Below are 14,868 nucleotides of genomic sequence, written 5' to 3'. Positions count from 1 at the left end.
TGAAGAGAGCACCGTGGCCGCCGACAAGATCGACACCATCGTCAGCCTGAGCAAGCGCCGTGGCTTCGTATTCCCCTGCAGTGAGATCTACGGCGGACAGCGCGCCGCCTGGGACTACGGTCCGCTGGGTGTCGAGCTCAAGGAGAACCTCAAGCGCCAGTGGTGGCGCTACATGGTCACCTCGCGCGAGGACGTCGTCGGTATCGACTCGTCCGTGATCCTGGCCCCCGAGGTCTGGGTCGCCTCCGGTCACGTCGCCACCTTCACCGACCCGCTCACCGAGTGCACCTCCTGCCACAAGCGGTTCCGCGCGGACCACCTGGAGGAGGCGTACGAGGAGAAGAAGGGTCACGCCCCCGAGAACGGCCTCGCCGACCTCAACTGCCCCAACTGCGGCAACAAGGGCACCTTCACCGAGCCCAAGCAGTTCTCCGGCCTGCTCTCCACCCACCTCGGTCCGACCCAGGACAGCGGCTCCGTCGCCTACCTGCGGCCCGAGACCGCCCAGGGCATCTTCACCAACTTCGCCCAGGTGCAGACCACTTCGCGCCGCAAGCCGCCGTTCGGCATCGCCCAGATGGGCAAGTCCTTCCGCAACGAGATCACGCCCGGCAACTTCATCTTCCGCACCCGCGAGTTCGAGCAGATGGAGATGGAGTTCTTCGTCAAGCCGGGCGAGGACGAGAAGTGGCAGGAGTACTGGATGGAGCAGCGCTGGAACTGGTACACCGGCCTGGGCCTGCGTGAAGAGAACATGCGCTGGTACGAGCACCCCAAGGAGAAGCTCTCCCACTACTCGAAGCGCACCGCCGACATCGAGTACCGCTTCCAGTTCGGCGGCAGCGAGTGGGGCGAGCTGGAGGGTGTCGCCAACCGCACCGACTACGACCTCGGCGCCCACTCCAAGGCCTCCGGCCAGGACCTCTCCTACTTCGACCAGGAGGCCGGCGAGCGCTGGACGCCGTACGTCATCGAGCCGGCGGCCGGTGTGGGCCGGGCGATGCTCGCCTTCCTGCTCGACGCCTTCGTCGAGGACGAGGCGCCCAACGCCAAGGGCAAGATGGAGAAGCGCACGGTGCTGCGCCTCGACCCGCGCCTCGCGCCGGTGAAGGTCGCCGTGCTGCCGCTCTCCCGCAACCCGGAGCTGTCGCCCAAGGCCAAGGGCCTCGCCCAGACGCTGCGGCAGAACTGGAACATCGAGTTCGACGACGCCGGCGCGATCGGCCGTCGTTACCGCCGCCAGGACGAGATCGGTACGCCGTTCTGCGTGACCGTGGACTTCGACACGCTCGACGACAACGCGGTGACGGTGCGCGAGCGGGACACGATGAAGCAGGAGCGCGTGTCGCTGGACCAGATCGAGGGCTACCTCGCGGCGCGGCTCGTCGGCTGCTGAGCCTGCCGAGGCGTACGCCCGCCCCTCGTCCGACCCGGTCGGGTGAGGGGCGGGCGGTTTTTTCCGCGTCCGGGGTCAGCGGCGCTGGAGTGCCTTCACGTTGTCGCCGAAGGTCCAGTTCTTCGAGCCGTCCCAGTTGAGCGACCAGGTCATCAGGCCCTTGAGGGCGCCGCCGTAGTGGTTCCAGGCCTGGGCGACCAGGGACGGCGACATGTGTCCGCCGCCCGCGCCGGGCTGGGCGGGCAGACCCGGCACCTGCTTGTCGTAGGGCACGCGGATCGTGGTGCCCTGGACGACCAGGCCCTTGTCCAGGCAGTCCGTCTGGGCGGTGAAGCCCTGCACGGTGCCGGCCGGGTAGGAGTCGGCGGAGCAGCCGTACATGCTGCCGTTGTAGTACTGCATGTTCAGCCACCACAGGCGGCCGTTGTCGGCGTACTTCTTGACGACGGGCAGGTACGCGCCCCAGATCGAGCCGTAGACGATGCTGCCGCCGGTGACGTAGGCGGTCTCGGGGGCCATGGTGAGGCCGAAGTTCGAGGGCATCTCGGCGAGGACGCCGTCGATGATGCGGATCAGGTTGGCCTGGGACGTGGAGAGCCGTTTGATGTCGCCGCTGCCCGTCAGGCCGGTCTCGATGTCGATGTCGATGCCGTCGAAGTTGTACTTCTTCAGGATCGGCACGATCGTCTCGACGAAGCGGTCGGCGACGGCGGTGGAGTTGAGGTCGATGCCGGCCGTCGCGCCGCCGATGGAGAGCAGGATCGTCTGCCCGGACGCCTTGGCCGCGCACATCTCCGCGGGCGTCGCCACCTTCACGCCCGTATCCATGCCGTCCTCCCACAGGGCGGTTCCGTCGGAGCGGATGACCGGGAAGGCGGCGTTGAGCACGTTGTAGCCGTGGGCGGCGATGCGGGAGTCGGTGATCGGGGTCCAGCCGAAGGGCGGGTGGACGCCGTTGGCCGCGCCGTCCCAGTTCTCCCAGTAGCCCTGGAGGACCTTGCCGGCGGGCTTCGACTTCACGGCGCAGGTGTCGGCGGCGGGCGCGGGCGCGGGCGCGGCGGACGCGGTGGTGGCCGCGAACGGGGCGAGGACGGTGGCCGCGAGGGCGGCGGCGAACAGGCGCAGTCTGCGGTGGGTCATGCGGCTTGCCTCCTGACGTGGGGGTGAGGTGGCGCAGGCATGACAATCCCTTGGTCCAGACCATTCGTCAAGGGCCTCAAGGGCGGTGCGGCCGACGGGTGTTCGGCGTCGGCCGCCGTGCGTACCGCCGTCGGGCGCGCATCGGGGCCGGGCCGAGGCTGCCGCTGAGGGGGCCGCGCGGACGGTGAGCCTCCCGTGGTGGCGGCCCGGGCGGCGGGACGACGGGCGTCCGTGCGGCGGGGCTCGGGTGGGCCCTGGCCCATCGGCCGGCGGGGACCAGGGGGGGCGGACCACACCGGGGGCGAGGGCGTCGGCCGACGGTGACCACCGGGGGACGGGGGCGTCGGCCGACGGGGGCAGAAGGGGCGGGTCGTCGGTCGGCGGGACCGGAGAGGGGCGGGCTCGTCGGCCGGGATTGAGCGGCCCGGTCGGTGCCGGTGCCGCGAGGCGTGCGCGACTCCTCGAAGCGCGGAGCGCCCTCGCCGGGATGACCGCCCGAAGTGCGGGAACCCGCAGGAGTGCGGAAGGTGATGTTCCCAGGGTTTCGTCAGTTCGCACAGGGCGAGGACAGTCATGGCTGAGCAGAAGTCGGCGCAGACGCTTCCGAGGCCGCTGCACGCGGTCGGATCGGCGCTGCGGAAGGTGCCGGGCGCCGGAACGGTCGGCCGGGTGGCCGAGGGCGCGCTGGACAGGATCGGGGCCGTGTCCCCGCGCGGGCGGCGGCTGGTCGTCTACACGGGGGCCGGGGTGCTCGGCGTCGCCGGAGTGGTGGAGTGGCCGGTGGCGCTCACCGGGGCGGCGGTGGCGTGGCTGACGCAGCCCCGGAAGCGGCAGGACCAGCAGGCCGCGGGCGCCGCCACCGCGGCGGACACGGACGGGGCGGAGGAGGCCGGCGCGGGCTCCACCGCGGGTACGGCCGCGGCGCGGAAGAACGCCGCGAAGAAGACCACCACGAGGAGCGCGGCGGCCCAGGCCGGCGCCGCCAAGAAGAGTGCCGCGCGCAAGAGCACGGCGGCCGGGGGCGGCGCGGGCGGGAGCGCCGCGGCCGCGAAGACGGCGGCGCGGAAGTCCACCGCGAAGTCCACCGCGGCCAAGTCCACCTCCGCCACGCCCGCGTCCCCGAAGACCGCTGCCGCGAAGTCCGCCGCGGCGAAGTCCGCCGCCGCGAAGAGCACCACCGCGAAGTCCGCCGCCGCGAAGTCCGCCACCGCCGCGAAGACCGCCGCCGCGGCGAAGACGGCGGCGGCGAAGACGGCGGCTCGGAAGACCACCACGTCCACCGCGTCACCCACCCGGGCCAGGACCCGGTCGGGAACCAAGACGTCCTCCGGTCGGCCCACCGGTTCGGCCGGGAGCACGAGCGGCAAGGCGGCGTCCGCGTCGCGCACCCGGAAGGCGGGCTGAGACACAGCGATGACCGGTGGACTCCTCACGCGTTCCCAGGCCGCCGTCGCCGGGATCGTCCTGGCCGGCCCCCGTCTCGTCGCGCGCGGCACCGCCCCCGCGGTGGGCGCCGCGGCCGGCGCCGTTGCGGGCACCGCACGGGCCGGTGTGCGCGGCGCGGACTTCGCGGCGCGGGCGGCCCGCGTCGCCCGCGCCGCACTGCCGGGCGGCCCCCGGCACTGGCGGGCCGGGCCCCGGGCGCACCTCGCGCTGCGGCCGGCCGTGACGGAGGAGGTGCGCCGGGCGGGCGGCACGGGACACGTCGCGCGGCGCGTGGCGGCGGCCCTGGCCGAGCACCCCGAGGTGGCGCTGGCCTACTGGGACGACGGACTGGCCCGGCTGGTCGTGACCGCGACCGAGGACGAGTTCACCGACCGGGTCGTGGACCGCGCGACCGGCCTCGCCGCACAGCACGGGCTGGTCCGGGCGGACAACGACATCGAGGAGCTGGCCCACCCCGGCGACCCCGCCTCGGTGCGGGTCGCCGCGACCGCCCTCGGCGCCGACGCCCTCGGCATCGCCGCAGCCCTCACCGGATCGGCCCTGCGGCTTCCGCCCTCGCCGCGGCTGGTGACCGCCGTGGCGACGCTGCTGCGCGAGAACCCCAGGTTCCGCGCCTGGCTGCGCGAGCGGCTCGGCGACCACCGCATGGACGTCGCGCTGGCCGCCGCCAACGCGGCCGTGCACGGCGCCGGCCAGACCCCGACCTCGCTGGTGCTCGACGGAGCGCTGCGCGCCTGCCAGTTGGGCGAGGCGGTGGCCCGCACGGCGACCTTCGAGACCGTCCACGACCGGCTGTGCGCGCCCCACCGGGGCAGTCTGCCCGCCGACCCCTCCCTGCGCCCGCCGCTGCGCACCTCCCCGGCCCAGGACTACGCCGCCCACGCCTCGACCGGCAGCGTGGCGGGCGCCGCGGCGACCCTGCTCGTCAAGCACGACCTCGCCGAGGCCGCCGAGGCGGTGCTCGCCGGTTCGCCCAAGGCCGCGCGCTACGGCCCCGCCGTCTTCAACGCCGTGCTGAGCACCGCGCTGTCCCGCACCGGGGTGCTCGTCCGCGACCAGGAGCGGCTGCGGCAACTGGAGATGTCCGGCACGGTCGTCCTGCACCCCAGCGCGCTGCGCGCCCCGCACGCCGGGGCGGACCCGTGGACCGAGGACGTCCTGGACGCGGCCCGGCGCGCCGGGCTGCGCGTGGTGATGGTCGAGGACCCGGCGCTGGCCGACTTCACCGGACTCGCGGACCAGGTCGTCAGCGCCCGACGCCCGTTGCGGGACGTGGTCGACGCGCTGCGCGCCGAGGACGGCGGCGTCATCACGGTCGTACGCCCCGGGCCCGGCGACGACGGGACGGTGCTCGCCGGGCTGCTGGCCGGTGACGTGGCCGTCGCGCTGGCCGACGGGGACGCGCCGGTGGCGTGGGGCGCGGACGTACTCGCCCCGGGCGGCCTGGCCGACGTGTGGCGGCTGCTGCGGGCGGTGCCCGCGGCCCGCGCGGTCGGACGGCGCTCGCAGACCCTGGCGCGGGCCGGTGCCGCGCTGTCCGGGCTGCTGGTCGCGGTCGGCGAGGCGCGCGGCAGGGGCGCCGGTTCGCCGCTGCCCGGCCTGCGGCACGCGCCGGTGGACGCGAGCGCGGCGGCGGCCCTGCTGTCCGGGACGCGCGCCGCACTAGGCGTGGCGGCGGCCCGGGCCCCGCACCCCCGGCCGCGGGTGGCGTGGCACGCGCTGGACCTGGCCGACGTGCGCGACCGGCTGGAGCACGAGATCGAGCCGGAGGCGACCGCCGTCGAGCACGCCACGGCACGGGTGCGCGAGCTGGCCGAACGGGCGGGCCGTGTACGGGCCTTGGCGCCGTTGCAGTGGTCGTGGCAGCTCGCCCGGGCGGTGCGCGGGGAGCTGGACGATCCGCTCACCCCGGTGCTGGCGGTCGGTTCGGCGGCCTCCGCGATCCTCGGCTCGGTCGTGGACGCGGCCCTGGTGGTCGGCGCGCTCGACCTGAACGCCCTGGTCGGCGGGTTCCAGCGGCTGCGGGCCGAACGGGCGCTGTCCGGGCTGCTCGCGGAGCAGAAGCGGAAGGCGCGGGTGGCCGAGGAGGCGTCCCCGCAGGCCGAGCCGCGGCTCGTGGACGCCGCCAAGCTGCACACGGGCCAGATCATCGAGCTGAACACGGACGACGTCGTGCCCGCCGACGCCCGGCTGCTGTGGGAGGACGGGCTGGAGGTGGACGAGTCCGCGCTGACCGGCGAGTCGCTGCCGGTGGACAAGAGCGTCGACCCGGCGCCGAAGGCTCCCGTCGCCGAGCGGCACTGCATGGTCTTCGAGGGCACGACCGTGGTGGCGGGGCGGGCGCGGGCCGTCGTCGTGGACACCGGCGACCACACCGAGGCCGCCCGGGCGGTCGCGCTGGCCGCCCGTACCCCGTCGGCCGCCGGTGTGCAGGCCCGGCTCCAGGAACTCACCCGCAAGGCACTGCCGTTGACGATGGCGGGCGGCGCCGCGGTGACCGGGCTGTCGCTGCTGCGCGGCACGCCGATCCGGCAGGCCGTCTCCGGCGGTGTGTCGGTGGCGGTGGCCGCCGTGCCCGAGGGGCTGCCGCTGGTGGCGACGGTCGCGCAGCTCGCGGCGGCCCGTCGGCTCAGCCGCCACGGCGTCCTCGTACGCACCCCGCGCACGCTGGAGGCGCTGGGCCGCATGGACACCATGTGCTTCGACAAGACCGGCACGCTCACCGAGAACAAGCTGCGCCTCACCCGGGTCGCGGACACCGACGGGACCGTGCGCCGGGCGGGCGACCCGGACGCCGCCGGCACCGTGCGGATCGCGGCGCGGGCCTGTCCCCGGCTGAACGGCGACGGTGCCCGCACCACCCACGCCACCGACGAGGCCGTCCTCGACGCCGCCGGGCCGGACCCCGAGTGGAGGCAGGACGAGGGGCTGCCCTTCGAGACCTCCCGCGGTTACGCCGCCGCCGTCGGCCGGGGCGCGGACGGCGCACCGGTGCTGGTCGTCAAGGGCGCCCCCGAGACCGTCCTGCCCGCCTGCGCCGGTCCTCTCGCGCACGCCTCCGAGGCGGCGCACGAACTCGCCGGGGCGGGGCTGCGCATCATCGCGGTGGCCCGGCGCCCGCTCCGCGCGGACGAACGGCCGGCCGACGTCCTGGAGAAGCCGCTGTCCGGGCTGGAGTTCGCCGGGCTGCTCGCACTGGCCGACGTGGCGCGCGAGACGTCCCCGGCGCTGGTGCGCGGGCTGCGCGAGGCGGGCGTACGGCCCGTGGTGCTGACCGGCGACCATCCGCAGACCGCCCGCGCCATCGCCGCCGACCTGGGCTGGCCCGAGGACGCGGTCGTCGTGACCGGCGACGAGCTGGCCGCCGCCGACCGTTCGGGCCGCTCCCGCATGCTGCGCGACGCGGACGTGGTGGCCCGGGTGGCGCCCGAGCAGAAGCTCCAGGTCGTGGAGTCGCTGCGGGACGCCGGGCGGGTCGTCGGCATGGTCGGCGACGGGGCCAACGACGCGGCCGCGATCCGCGCCGCCGACATCGGCGTCGGCATCAACGCCCGTGGCTCGGCCGCCGCCCGCAACGCCGCCGACCTGGTCGTCACGGGCGACGACCTGCTGGTGCTGGTGGAGGCGGTGCGGGAGGGCCGGGCGCTGTGGCACAGCGTCGCGGACGCCATCGCCATCCTGATCGGCGGCAACGCCGGCGAGGTCGGCTTCGGCATCCTCGGCACCGTCCTCGGCGGTTCCGCTCCGCTGTCGACCCGGCAGATGCTGCTGGTCAACCTCTTCACCGACCTGTTCCCGGCGATGGCCGTGGCGGTGACGGAGACGGGGGACGCGGAACGGGAGGCTTCCGACGCGGGCGCGCCGCTGGGTACGGCGGTGCTGGGCGAGCCCCTGATCCGGCAGATCCGGCACCGGGCCGTGACGACGGCGCTGGGCGCGACGGCGGCCTGGCTGTTCGGCCGGTTCACCCCCGGCACGCGGCGCCGCTCGACGACGATGGCCCTGTGCGCGGTGGTCGGCACCCAGCTCGCCCAGACCCTCGCCGACCGGCGCGGCAGCCGCCTGGTGCAGGTGACGTCGCTGGGCTCCGCCGCCGCGCTGGTCGCCCTGGTGCAGACCCCGGGCGCCAGCCAGCTCTTCGGCTGCACGCCCCTCGGCCCGGCCGCCTGGGCGGGCGTCGCCGCGGCGATCACCCTGGCCCTGGTCGGCCAGCGGGCCCTGCCGCGCGTGGAGGAGATGCTGGTCACGTACTGGCCCCGGGTGACGGGCCTGGCCAACCGGCTACCGGGCCTCGGCTGACCGAACGGCGGCCCGCCGGCCCGGCCGAGCGGGGAAGCGGCCACCCGTCGCCGGGCCGGTCTCGCTCGGCCGAGGAGGCCGCGGGTACACGGCTCGCGGCTCCGCCGGGCCAGATTCCCGCCGCCGGGCTGCGGCTGGGGCGCCCGCCAAGCGTCGCCGGTCCGGGGCGTGGTTGATCCGGCCCGGGTCCGCCCTGGAGGGGGGCGCGTGGCCGTCCCGGTCGCTGTGGGCCGCGGCGCCGGTCGCCGGGTCCGGCCGAGCGGGTCGTGGTGCCGTCCGCCCTTGGCTCCGGGCGAGCCGGGCTGCGGCTGCCCGCCGGGTTTCGCCGGGGCCGGGCGCGGCCGATCCCGCCGGCCCCCGGGAGGGGCCGTCGCCGCTCCTCGCCGCGGGCTGCGGGCTCCGTCCGTTCCGTCAGGCCTTCAGATCGGCCGTCTCCCGTACCTCCGCCGACTCCAGGCGCTCCGCCGTCCGCCGGGCCGTGCGGTGGGCCCACGGGCCGTTCGTCGCGGCGCCGAGAACGAGGACCGCGAGGCCGCAGGCGGCCAGGATCCACCAGCCGGGGCGGGCGGCCGACACGAACGCGTCGTGGTAGGACGAGGCGCCCACGCCCGCCGCCAGCACCGCGCCGACCACCGCCACGCCGAGGGTCTGGCCGAGCTGGCGGCTGGTGGAGGCGACGGCGGCGGCGACGCCCGCCTGGGCGCGCGGCATCCCGGAGACCGCCGTGTTGGTGATGGGCGCGTTGACGAAACCGAAGCCGACGCCGAACAGCACGTACCCGAGGAACAGGGTGACGTCCGACGTCTCCGCCTCGAACGCGGCGAACAGCACCCCGCTCGCCGTCAGCGCCCCGCCCGCGACCAGCAGGGGCAGCCGTGGCCCCCGGCTGCCGACCAGCCGCCCGGACAGCGGGGCGCACAGGAACGTCGGCACGGCCATCGGCAGCATCCACAGACCGGCGTGCAGGGCGCTCAGACCGCGCACGTTCTGGAGGTACAGCGTGGACAGGAACAGGAACCCGCCCAGCGCGGCGAAGGCGCTGACGGCGATGACCGTGGCCCCGCTGAACGGCGCCGACCGGAAGAAGCGCAGGTCGATGAGGGGTTCGGCGCGACGGGGTTCGTAGAGCAGCAGCCCGAGCAGCGCGGCGAGCGCCAGGACGGCGTACGGGAGCACCGCGGTGAAGGCGGCGTTCGGCGCCTCGATGATCGCGTACGTCAGGGAGCCGAACAGCACGATCACCATGAGCTGGCCCAGCGGGTCGGGACGGCGGGCCCTCGGCGCGCGGGACTCGGGCACGAACCGCAGGGTGAGCAGGAGCGCCGCGAGCCCCACCGGCAGGTTGACCCAGAAGATCGAGCGCCAGCCGACCGACTCCACCAGCAGGCCGCCGGCCAGCGGACCGGCGGCCATCGATATGCCGACGACCGCGCCCCACACCCCGATCGCGCGGGCCCGCTCCCGAGGGTCGGTGAAGGTGTTGGTGATGATCGACATGGCGACCGGGTTGAGCATCGAACCGCCCACCGCCTGCACCATCCGGAACACCACCAGCGACGACAGGTCCGGCGCCAGCGAGCACAGCAGCGAGCCGGCGGTGAAGACGAGCAGGCCCGTCATGAAGACCCGCTTGCGGCCGATCCGGTCGGCCGTGGAGCCCGCGAGCATCAGCAGCGCGGCCAGCACCAGCGTGTACGCGTCGACGGCCCACTGGAGCCCCGACGTGCTCGCGTCCAGATCCCGCTGCACCACGGGCAGGGCCACGTTCAGGATCGTGTTGTCGATGCTCACGATGAGCAGGCTCATGCAGCAGATGGCCAGCACGAGCAGACGGCGGCGACGGGTGAGCTCGGGCATGGTCGCCATCCTACGCCGTTTCGATAGTGCGGTTAACTAATGACTGGTACATGATCCTCTGCGTCCCGCACCCCCGCGCAGCCTCCGCACCCCCGCGCGTACGGGACAATGGAGGAATGTCCACGCCGACCACGCCCGCCCCCGTCACCGCGAACCCGCCGTTGCGGATCGGCCCGCACACCGTCGCCCCGCCCGTGGTGCTGGCGCCGATGGCCGGGATCACCAACGCGCCCTTCCGCACCCTGTGCAGGGAGTTCAGCGGCGGCAAGGGCCTGTTCGTGAGCGAGATGATCACGACCCGGGCGCTGGTCGAGCGCAACGAGAAGACCATGCAGCTCATCCACTTCGACGCGACCGAGAAGCCGCGCTCGATCCAGCTCTACGGCGTCGACCCGGCGACCGTCGGCAAGGCCGTCCGCATGATCGCGGAGGAGGACCTCGCCGACCACATCGACCTGAACTTCGGCTGCCCGGTGCCCAAGGTGACCCGCAAGGGCGGCGGCTCCGCGCTGCCCTACAAGCGCAACCTGTTCCGGGCGATCCTGCGCGAGGCCGTGAGCGGCGCCGGCGACCTGCCCGTCACCATCAAGATGCGCAAGGGCATCGACGACGACCACCTCACCTACCTCGACGCCGGCCGCATCGCCGTCGAGGAGGGCGTGACCGCCGTCGCCCTGCACGGCCGCACCACCGCCCAGCACTACGGCGGCACCGCCGACTGGGACGCCATCGCCCGCCTCAAGGAGCACGTCCCGGAGATCCCCGTGCTCGGCAACGGCGACATCTGGTCCGCCGAGGACGCGCTGCGCATGGTCCGCGAGACCGGCTGCGACGGCGTGGTGGTCGGGCGCGGGTGCCTCGGGCGCCCGTGGCTGTTCGCCGACCTGGTCGCCGCCTTCGAGGGGCGCACGGACGCCTTCGTGCGGCCGACCCTGCGCGAGGTCGCCGACGTGATGGTCCGGCACGCCACCCTGCTGGGGGAGTGGATCGGCGACGAATCCCGCGGCGTGATCGACTTCCGCAAGCACGTCGCCTGGTACCTCAAGGGCTTCGCGGTCGGCTCCGAGATGCGCAAGCGGCTCGCGATCACCTCCTCCCTGGAGGAACTGCGGGCCGGCCTCGACGAGCTGGACCTCGGCCAGCCCTGGCCCGCCGGCGCCGACGGCCCCCGCGGCCGCACCTCCGGCAACAACCGGGTGGTCCTGCCCGACGGCTGGCTGAAGGACCCGTACGACTGCGCGGGCGTCGGCGAGGAAGCCGAGCTGGACACCTCCGGCGGCTGACCGGATCCCTCACGCCCCGGGGCCGCGCGGGCGGGTCGTGCGCCCGAACGGGTGAACGTAGGCACCCGGTGCCCTTTCCGGGGAACCCATGGCACCGCGGAAGGCGGCGGACCCGGCGTGGTGTCCGGGCCCGCCGCACCGTCGTACGTGCCGCACGCGCGAAGCGTTCAGCCAGGTGTGATCACGTTCGGACGGACGTCCGCATGGTGAAATCCGGCAGGCTGTGGCAGCGTGATTCTCGCCACCTCTGATAGGGGCGGTGCTCAGATGAGCGGATCTTGAGCGAATCCACTTCTCCAAAGTGTGGCACTCAGTGCCAGGGCTTGATCGTTCATCGATCGAACTCAGACGTGGAGAATGCCGCTCATTGAGCGATCGGGTGCGCTTCCGGGAGCGGATGCGTTCAAGAAGTGAAAACATAACTCGTCGGTCGCTTGCCAAGCCTTGACTTTCAATCCGCTGGCGGACGAGTGGTTACAGGCGCACGACGCGCAAGTGGACGTACCGAGATGCCTTCGATCTGGGTACATTCCTCGCCGTCAGGGCAGCCACCGCGTCCTCGAGGAGTCGAGACCCGTGTCGGAAAACAAAGAACCCCAGGTAGCCGAGCAGGGCGCCGGCGTTGAGGGCGTGAAGTTCGTTTACGACTTCACCGAGGGCAACAAGGACCTCAAGGACCTTCTCGGCGGCAAGGGCGCCAACCTCGCCGAGATGACCAACCTGGGACTTCCGGTGCCTCCGGGCTTCACCATCACCACCGAGGCCTGCAAGACCTACCTCGACAGCGGCGAGGAGCCCGCGGCACTGCGTGACGAGGTGAGCGCGCACCTCGACGCCCTCGAGCAGAAGATGGGCAAGAAGCTCGGCCAGGCCGACAACCCCCTCCTCGTGTCGGTCCGCTCCGGTGCCAAGTTCTCCATGCCCGGCATGATGGACACCGTCCTCAACATCGGCCTGTCCGACAAGTCGGTGCAGGGCCTGGCCAAGCAGGCCGGCGACGACCGCTTCGCGTGGGACTCCTACCGCCGCCTCATCCAGATGTTCGGCAAGACCGTCCTCGGTGTCGACGGCGACCTCTTCGAGGAGGCGCTGGAGGCGGCCAAGGCGGCCAAGAAGGTCACGGTCGACACCGAGCTGGAGGCCGCGGACCTCAAGAAGCTCGTCACCAAGTTCAAGAAGATCGTCAAGACCGAGGCCGGCCGGGACTTCCCGCAGGACCCGCGCGAGCAGATGGACCTCGCCATCAAGGCCGTCTTCGACTCGTGGAACGGCGAGCGCGCCAAGCTCTACCGCCGCCAGGAGCGCATCCCGCACGACCTCGGCACGGCCGTCAACATCTGCTCCATGGTCTTCGGCAACCTCGGCCCGGACTCCGGCACCGGCGTCGCCTTCACCCGCGACCCCGCCTCCGGCCAGCAGGGCGTCTACGGCGACTACCTCCAGAACGCCCAGGGCGAGGACGTCGTCGCGGGCATCCGCAACACGGTGCCGCTCGCGGACCTGGAGCGCATCGACAAGAAGTCGTACGACCAGCTCATGCAGATCATGGAGACGCTGGAGAACCACTACCTGGACCTGTGCGACATCGAGTTCACGATCGAGCGCGGCCAGCTCTGGATGCTCCAGACCCGGGTCGGCAAGCGCACCGCGGGCGCGGCCTTCCGCATCGCCACGCAGCTCGTGGACCAGGGCCTGATCGACGAGGCCGAGGCGCTCACCCGCGTCAACGGCGCCCAGCTCGCCCAGCTCATGTTCCCCCGCTTCGACGAGAGCGCCAAGGTCGAGAAGGTCGGCCGGGGCATCGCGGCCTCGCCGGGCGCGGCGGTGGGCAAGGCGGTCTTCGACTCCTACACCGCCGTGAAGTGGTCCCGCTCCGGCGAGAAGGTCATCCTGGTCCGCCGTGAGACCAACCCCGACGACCTGGACGGCATGATCGCCGCCGAGGGCATCCTCACCTCGCGCGGCGGCAAGACCTCCCACGCGGCCGTCGTCGCCCGCGGCATGGGCAAGACCTGTGTCTGCGGTGCCGAGGAGCTGGAGGTCGACACCAAGCGCCGCCGGATGACCGTGCCCGGCGGGCACGTCGTCGAGGAGGGCGACGTGATCTCCATCGACGGCTCCTCCGGCAAGGTCTACCTGGGCGAGGTCCCGGTCGTCCCGTCCCCGGTCGTGGAGTACTTCGAGGGCCGGATGCACCCGGGCGCCGACGACGCCGACGAACTGGTCGAGGCCGTCCACCGGATGATGGCCTTCGCCGACCGCAAGCGCCGGCTGCGGGTGCGCGCCAACGCCGACAACGCCGAGGACGCGCTGCGCGCCCGTCGCTTCGGCGCCCAGGGCATCGGCCTGTGCCGCACCGAGCACATGTTCCTCGGTGACCGGCGCGAGCTGGTGGAGCGGCTGATCCTGGCCGACACCGAGGCCGAGCGCGAGGAGTCCCTCAAGGAGCTGCTGCCGCTCCAGAAGCAGGACTTTGTCGAGCTGTTCGAGGCGATGGACGGCCTCCCGGTCACCGTCCGCCTGCTCGACCCGCCGCTGCACGAGTTCCTGCCGGACATCACCGAGCTGTCGGTGCGCGTGGCCCTCGCCGAGTCCCGTCAGGAGCCGCACGAGAACGAGCTGCGTCTGCTCCAGGCCGTGCACCGGCTGCACGAGCAGAACCCGATGCTGGGTCTGCGCGGTGTCCGCCTCGGCCTGGTCATCCCCGGCCTGTTCACCATGCAGGTCCGCGCGATCGCCGAGGCCGCGGCCGAGCGCAGGGCGGCCAAGGGCGACCCGCGTGCCGAGATCATGATCCCGCTGGTCGGCACCGTCCAGGAGCTGGAACTGGTCCGCGACGAGGCCGACCAGGTCATCGCCGAGGTCGAGGCGGCCACGGGCACCAGGCTCAAGCTGGCGATCGGCACGATGATCGAGCTGCCGCGCGCCGCGCTCACCGCCGGCCAGATCGCCGAGGCCGCGGAGTTCTTCTCCTTCGGCACCAACGACCTGACCCAGACGGTGTGGGGCTTCAGCCGCGACGACGTGGAGGCCAGCTTCTTCACCGCGTACCTGGAGAAGGGCATCTTCGGCGTCTCCCCGTTCGAGACGATCGACAAGGACGGCGTCGGCTCGCTGGTCGCCGCCGCCGCGAAGGCCGGCCGCGCCACCCGCCCCGACCTGAAGCTCGGCGTCTGCGGCGAGCACGGCGGTGACCCGGAGTCGGTCCACTTCTTCCACGAGGTGGGGCTGGACTACGTCTCCTGCTCGCCGTTCCGCATCCCCGTCGCCCGGCTGGAGGCCGGACGCGCGGCCGTCACCTCGCGGGGCAGCGACCACCGCTGACCCCCGCGGGGAACCGGACCCCGGAGCCGCCGTCTGTCACCCGACCACCCTCACCGATCGGCGGCGGCTCCGGCTCACGAAGAACGGGCGGCACCCTGTGCGGGGGTGCCGCCCGTTCGTGTG

The 14,868-nt window shown here is 73.4% G+C and carries 7 protein-coding genes; 5 read left to right on the top strand and 2 right to left on the bottom strand.

Annotated features, from left to right (window positions below; translation table 11 throughout):
• The first annotated feature begins 13 nt into the window (after positions 1–13).
• Entirely contained in the window at positions 14–1,396 is a 1,383-nt protein-coding gene (locus ACH499_RS03165) for a glycine--tRNA ligase (protein ID WP_356196915.1), read from the top strand.
• A 75-nt stretch (positions 1,397–1,471) separates the two neighbouring features.
• On the opposite strand, the gene ACH499_RS03160 is transcribed toward ACH499_RS03165, so the two are convergent.
• Complete coding sequence (locus tag ACH499_RS03160) at positions 1,472–2,536, bottom strand: chitinase (RefSeq protein WP_356196916.1); 1,065 nt, start codon at positions 2,534–2,536, stop codon at positions 1,472–1,474.
• Positions 2,537–3,109: 573 nt separating this feature from the next.
• Between ACH499_RS03160 and ACH499_RS03155 the strand changes: the two genes are divergently transcribed.
• Both ACH499_RS03155 and ACH499_RS03150 read left to right on the top strand, forming a co-directional pair.
• Entirely contained in the window at positions 3,110–3,940 is an 831-nt protein-coding gene (locus ACH499_RS03155; protein ID WP_399013516.1) for a hypothetical protein, read from the top strand.
• A gap of 9 nt (positions 3,941–3,949) precedes the next feature.
• Positions 3,950–8,281, top strand: coding sequence for an HAD-IC family P-type ATPase (locus ACH499_RS03150; protein WP_399013514.1), 4,332 nt, complete (start codon positions 3,950–3,952; stop codon positions 8,279–8,281).
• 411 nt (positions 8,282–8,692) lie between these two features.
• Here ACH499_RS03150 and ACH499_RS03145 read toward each other — a convergent pair whose 3' ends face one another.
• Positions 8,693–10,138 (bottom strand): MFS transporter, encoded by a 1,446-nt coding sequence (locus tag ACH499_RS03145; RefSeq protein ID WP_399013512.1) that lies wholly within the window; start codon positions 10,136–10,138, stop codon positions 8,693–8,695.
• Positions 10,139–10,254: 116 nt separating this feature from the next.
• Between ACH499_RS03145 and dusB the strand changes: the two genes are divergently transcribed.
• Positions 10,255–11,421 (top strand): tRNA dihydrouridine synthase DusB, encoded by a 1,167-nt coding sequence (dusB, locus tag ACH499_RS03140; RefSeq protein ID WP_399013511.1) that lies wholly within the window; start codon positions 10,255–10,257, stop codon positions 11,419–11,421.
• Between the two features lie 576 nt (positions 11,422–11,997).
• Complete coding sequence (gene ppdK, locus ACH499_RS03135; RefSeq protein ID WP_365592053.1) at positions 11,998–14,745, top strand: pyruvate, phosphate dikinase; 2,748 nt, start codon at positions 11,998–12,000, stop codon at positions 14,743–14,745.
• Positions 14,746–14,868: the final 123 nt, after the last annotated feature.

The sequence above is a fragment of the Streptomyces sp. NPDC018947 genome (assembly GCF_044390505.1).
GTDB lineage: Bacteria > Actinomycetota > Actinomycetes > Streptomycetales > Streptomycetaceae > Streptomyces.
The sequence above is the reverse complement of the archived record's forward strand: the minus strand, read 5'-3'. Positions and strand labels throughout refer to the sequence as shown.

Coding starts and splice junctions, on each gene's coding strand:
- ACH499_RS03155 (WP_399013516.1), top strand. CDS start 3,110: ATGGCTGAGCAGAAGTCGGCGCAGACGCTTCCGAGGCCGCTGCACGCG.
- dusB (WP_399013511.1), top strand. CDS start 10,255: ATGTCCACGCCGACCACGCCCGCCCCCGTCACCGCGAACCCGCCGTTG.
- ACH499_RS03160 (WP_356196916.1), bottom strand. CDS start 2,536: ATGACCCACCGCAGACTGCGCCTGTTCGCCGCCGCCCTCGCGGCCACC.
- ACH499_RS03150 (WP_399013514.1), top strand. CDS start 3,950: ATGACCGGTGGACTCCTCACGCGTTCCCAGGCCGCCGTCGCCGGGATC.
- ACH499_RS03145 (WP_399013512.1), bottom strand. CDS start 10,138: ATGCCCGAGCTCACCCGTCGCCGCCGTCTGCTCGTGCTGGCCATCTGC.